Annotated in this window: 5 protein-coding genes; 3 read left to right on the forward strand and 2 right to left on the reverse strand. The window is 76.4% G+C overall.

Annotated features, from left to right (window positions below):
- The first annotated feature begins 15 nt into the window (after nt 1-15).
- From ACFV4N_RS39795 to ACFV4N_RS39805, 3 genes are read left to right on the forward strand one after another with little or no spacing between them, the layout of a single operon-like run.
- Nucleotides 16-1089 carry a CbiQ family ECF transporter T component gene (locus tag ACFV4N_RS39795; RefSeq protein WP_499677865.1) on the forward strand — a complete coding sequence of 358 codons (1074 nt, stop codon included), beginning with the start codon at nt 16-18 and terminating at the stop codon, nt 1087-1089.
- A complete protein-coding gene (locus ACFV4N_RS39800; protein ID WP_499677861.1) occupies nt 1086-2687 on the forward strand; it encodes an ABC transporter ATP-binding protein in 1602 nt (533 codons plus the stop codon). Before ACFV4N_RS39795 ends, ACFV4N_RS39800 begins: the two co-directional genes overlap by 4 nt.
- Nucleotides 2684-3589: an ECF transporter S component gene (locus tag ACFV4N_RS39805; RefSeq protein WP_499677862.1), complete on the forward strand. Its 906-nt coding sequence runs from the start codon at nt 2684-2686 to the stop codon at nt 3587-3589. Before ACFV4N_RS39800 ends, ACFV4N_RS39805 begins: the two co-directional genes overlap by 4 nt.
- Here the strand turns inward: ACFV4N_RS39805 and ACFV4N_RS39810 are convergent.
- A complete protein-coding gene (locus ACFV4N_RS39810; RefSeq protein ID WP_499677863.1) occupies nt 3534-4193 on the reverse strand; it encodes a hypothetical protein in 660 nt (219 codons plus the stop codon). The genes ACFV4N_RS39805 and ACFV4N_RS39810 overlap by 56 nt on opposite strands.
- Before the next feature lie 137 nt (nt 4194-4330).
- Nucleotides 4331-4885: MFS transporter (locus tag ACFV4N_RS39815; protein ID WP_499677864.1), on the reverse strand; the 555-nt coding region annotated here is incomplete at its 5' end.

Here is a 4885-nt window from a genome sequence, read left to right on the forward strand (position 1 = left end):
CGCCGGGGCGGCCGGGTGACGCCGCACCCCGGCGCGTGGTGGCTGTGGGCGCTGTGCCTGGCCGCCGTCGCCACGCGGACCACCAACCCGGTCCTGCTGGCGCTCGTCGTCGCGGTGACCGGGTACGTGGCCGTGTCGTGCCGCCAGGACGTGCCGTGGGCGGGCGCCTACGGCGTGTTCCTCAAGTTCGGGCTCGCGGTGATCGCGATCCGGGTGGTGTTCCACGTGCTGCTCGGCGGGGCCGCCGGGCCCACGGTGCTGGTCGCGCTGCCCTCGGTGCCGCTGCCGGAGTGGGCGCGCGGCATCCGGCTGGGCGGCCCGGTCAGCGCCGAGGGGCTGGTGTCCGCGCTGTGCCACGGGCTCCAGCTGGCCACCCTGCTGTGCTGCGTGGGCGCGGCGAACGCGCTGGCCAACGCCAAGCGGCTGCTGCGGTCGCTGCCGGGCGCGCTGTACGAGGTGAGCGTGGCGGTCGTGGTGGCGCTGACCGTGGCGCCGCAACTGGTGGCGAGCGCGCGTTCGGTGCGCAGGGCCCGGGTGCTACGCGGTGACGTGGTGCGCGGCGTGAAGGCGGTGCGGGTGCTGATGGTGCCCGTGCTGGAGGACGCGTTCGAGCGGTCGCTGGTGCTGGCCGCGGCGATGGACTCGCGCGGGTACGGCCGCCGGGCCGGGGTGTCGGCGTCGGCGCGCGCGCTGACCGGCGTGCTGGTGCTGGGCGGGCTGTGCGGGTTGTGCGTGGGCGCGTACGGGCTGCTCGACGGCAGCGCGCCGCCGGCGGCGGGCGCGCCGGTGCTGGCGGTCGGCGCGGCACTGGCCGTCGCCGGGCTGTGGACCGGGTCGCGGCGGGTGCGGCGCAGCCGGTACCGGCCGGACACCTGGGGTCCGCGCGAGCTGCTGGTGGTGGCGTCGGGGCTGGTGGCGGCCCTGGCGACGTACCTCGCGCCGGCCGGGCTGGGCGGTGCGGCGCTGACGCCGGGCACCGTGCCGCTGGTGGCGCCAGAACTGCCGCTGGTGCCCGCGCTCGGCCTGCTGTGCGCGCTCGCGCCCGTGGTGGTCGTCCGCCAGAAGAACGTTCACGGGAAGAAGGCATGATCCGGTTCGAGGACGTCTCCGTCACCTACCGCGACGCCGCCGCGCCCGCGCTGTCCGGCGTGGACCTGGAGGTGCCGGAGGGCGAGCTGTGCCTGGTGGTCGGGCGCACCGGCTCGGGCAAGTCGACGCTGCTGCGCGCGGTCAACGGGCTGGTGCCGCACTTCACCGGCGGCACGCTCGCCGGTCGGGTGCTGGTCGACGGCCGCGACACCCGCACCCACCCGCCGCGCGAGCTGGCCGACGTGGTGGGGCTGGTGGCGCAGGACCCGCAGGCCGGGTTCGTGACCGACTCGGTCGAGGAGGAGCTGGCCTACTCGATGGAGTCGCTGGCGCTGCCGGACGCGGTGATGCGCAAGCGGGTCGAGGAGACGCTCGACCTGATGGGGCTGGCCGAGCTGCGGCACCGGCCGCTCGCGACCCTGTCCGGCGGGCAGCAGCAGCGCGTGGCGGTCGGCGCGGCGCTCACCGCGCACCCCCGCGTGCTGGTGCTGGACGAGCCGACCTCCGCGCTGGACCCCGGCGCGGCGGAGGACGTGCTGGCCGCGCTGCACCGGCTGGTCCACGACCTGGGCATGACCGTGCTGATCGCCGAGCACCGGCTGGAGCGGGTGGCCCAGTACGCCGACCGCGTGGTGTGGCTGCCCGGCGGCGGGCGCGCGCCCGTGGCCGGGCCGCCCGGTCCCGTGCTGGCCGACGCGCCGGTCGCGCCGCCGGTGGTGCGCCTGGGGCAGCTCGCCGGGTGGCAGCCGGTGCCGGTGTCCATCCGGGACGCCCGGCGCCTGGCCGGACCGCTGCGCGAACGGCTCGCCGCGCCGCCGGCGGCGCCCGTGGCACCGGGGGGCGAGCTGCTGCGCGTGACCGACCTGCGCGTCCGGTACTCCGCCGCGGACGCCGTGCGCGGGGTGTCGCTGGCGGTCGGCGCCGGCGAGCGGGTGGCCCTGATGGGTCGCAACGGCTCGGGCAAGTCGAGCCTGCTGTGGGCGGCGCAGGGCACCGGCAAGCGGTCCGGCGGCGCGGTCGGGGTGGCCGGGACCGACCCGGCGTCGCTCGAGCCGGGGCCGCGCCGGGCCGTGGTCGGGCTGGTGCCGCAGCAGCCCGCCGACCTGCTGTACCTGCACGCGGTCGGCGCCGAGTGCGCCCAGGCCGACCGGGAGTCGGACCGGCCCGCGGGCACGTGCCGGGAGCTGCTGGACCGGCTCGCGCCGGGCATCCCGGACGACCGGCACCCGCGCGACCTGTCCGAGGGTCAGCGCCTGGCGCTGGCACTGGCGGTGTCGCTCACGCCGTCGCCGCGGGTGGTGCTGCTGGACGAGCCGACGCGCGGGCTGGACTACCCGGCCAAGACCCGGCTGGCCGCGACGCTGCGCGACCTGGCCGAGCGGGGGCACGCGGTGGTGCTCGCGACCCACGACGTGGAGTTCGTCGCCGAGTACGCGACCCGCGTGGTGGTGCTCGCCGACGGCGAGGTGGTGGCCGACGGGCCGACCGCGGAGGTCGTGACGGCCTCGCCGGTGTTCTCGCCCCAGGTGGCGAAGGTGCTGGCGCCCCAGCCGTGGCTGACGGTGTCGGACGTGCGCGACGCCCTGGCGGCCCGGTGACCGGCGCTCCCGTCCGCGTCCGCCCCCGCGCCGCGCTCGCCCTCGTGGTCGCGGCGCTGATCAGCGCGGCCGCGTTCGGCTGGCCGCTGCTGGTCTCCGCGGACGCGGCCCTCGCGCGGAGCGCCTCCGGTCCATGGCTGTTCGCGCTGCTGCTGCCGCTGGTGCTGGCCGTCGTGCTGGCGGAGCTGGGCGAGGGCGGCCTGGACGCCAAGGCCGTCGCCGCCCTGGGCGTGCTGTCCGCCCTCGGCGCGGCCCTGCGGCCGCTCGGGGCGGGCACGGCCGGCATCGAGACGGTGTTCTTCCTGCTGGTGCTGGGCGGGCGGGTGTTCGGCCCCGGTTTCGGGTTCGTGCTCGGCAACACCATGCTGTTCGCCTCGGCCCTGCTCACCGGGGGCGCCGGGCCGTGGCTGCCGTACCAGATGCTGGGCGCGGCGTGGGTCGCGCTGGGCGCGGGGCTGCTGCCGCCGTTGCGCGGCCGGGCTGAACTGGTGCTGCTGACCGCGTACAGCGCGGTGGCGTCCCTGGTGTACGGGCTGCTGCTCAACCTGTCGTTCTGGCCGTTCGCGCTGGGCGCGGCGAGCACGTCGCTGTCCTACCAGCCGGGTGGGCCGCTCCTGGACAACCTGGTCCGGCTGGTCGGGTTCAGCCTGGCGACGTCGCTGGGCTGGGACGTCGGCCGCGCGATCACCACCACCGTGCTGGTGCTGCTGACGGGGCCGGTGCTGCTGCGCACGCTGCGCCGCGCAGCCCGGCGGGCGCACTTCGCCGAACCGGAGTTCACCACGCCGGAGCGACCCGCACCCGCCGAACCCGCGCCCGCCGAGCCACCCGCTACCGAGCCACCCGCTACCGGGGCAGCAGCGCCGCCACCTCCGCCAACGCGTCCAGCACCTCCGGCGTGAGGTACCCGGAGGCGAGTTCCGCCGCCGCCACGGTCACCGTGCCCCGGTACCGCTCGGAGCCGTAGTTCTCCCCGGAGAACGCGACCTCCGCCAGCCCGAGCGCGCCCGCGCCCAGCGGCTCGACGTCACCGGAGCCCGGCTCGTCGACGAGGTCCTGGAACCGGCGGGCGTCACCGCGCGAGGCGAACTCCACCCAGGCCACCGCGACGACCGCGGTGTTGCCCGTGCCGTCGCCCACCGCGAACAGCACCCGGTCCATCGACACGCATCCGGTGTCCCGCAGGAAGTCCCGCACCTCGCCGAACGAGGCGGCGGCGCACTCGGCCGGCTGCTCGTCCGTCCGCTCGAGCCCGCGCAGCCCCATCTCCTGCCAGGCGCCCTCGGCGTCGCCCTCCCGCGCCCGGTCCTCGCTCGCGGCCTTGCGCGCGGTCAGGCCGAGGCCCGCGCCGCCCGCGCCACCGCCCTCGCTCAGCCCGACCGCTCCCCCGTACCCCATCGCGCTGAGCGCGACCAGCCCCGCCAGCAGCACCGGCTTGGCCCGGCCGCCCCGACCCGCCACCGGGCGCACGCGTCCCTTGGCGTCGGTGTAGAAACCTCTCGGCATGGCGACCTCCCCCGAGCAAGGTTTAGCAACGCTCGTGGCGAAGTGACCCGATTTTCGCGGAGAACCGCTCGATCAGCGCAAACCGAACGGTCGGTTCACCCTCGGTTACCGAAGAGCCGCCTTTCGTAGCACACCGTTCACCGGCGCCGGGCGGCGAGCAGCAGCACCAGGCCCAGCACCGACATGACCAGGCCCATGCCGTAGGCGGAGCGGTAGCCGAAGTGCTGCGCCGCGCCCAGGAGCGGCCCGGACAGCATGGAGCTGATCTTGTAGGTGTTGGTGTAGAGCGTGGTGGCGTAACCGGGGCGGTCCGGGGCGAGGTCCTGGAAGTAGGAGATGCCCAGCCCCATCACCGCGGAGATCACCACGGCGTGCAGCGCCTGCGCGGCCATCACCTGCCAGGTCTCCTGGGCCAGCAGCAGGACCGCGTAGTAGGCCAGCGCCACCACGCCGCCCGACAGCACCAGCACCCGCTGGCCGCGCCGGACCGCCAGCGCGCCGAAGGCCAGCATGAGCGGGATCTCCAGCGCCGCGCACAGGCCCAGCACCACGCCCGAGTCGGCGAGCGTGCCGCCGAGGTCCTCGGTGATGAACAGCGGCATCGCCGCCACGCCGACCGACGTAGCGCCCTGGAGCAGCACGAACGCCATGCCCGCGAGCAGCATCTCCTTGCGCGTGCCGGACCGGTCCGC

Source organism: Actinosynnema sp. NPDC059797 (assembly GCF_042732085.1).
Taxonomy (GTDB): domain Bacteria; phylum Actinomycetota; class Actinomycetes; order Mycobacteriales; family Pseudonocardiaceae; genus Actinosynnema.

Bases quoted from the DNA above. Each gene is read 5' to 3' on its own strand.
- ACFV4N_RS39800 (WP_499677861.1), top strand. From the start codon at position 1,086: ATGATCCGGTTCGAGGACGTCTCCGTCACCTACCGCGACGCCGCCGCG.
- ACFV4N_RS39810 (WP_499677863.1), bottom strand. From the start codon at position 4,193: ATGCCGAGAGGTTTCTACACCGACGCCAAGGGACGCGTGCGCCCGGTG.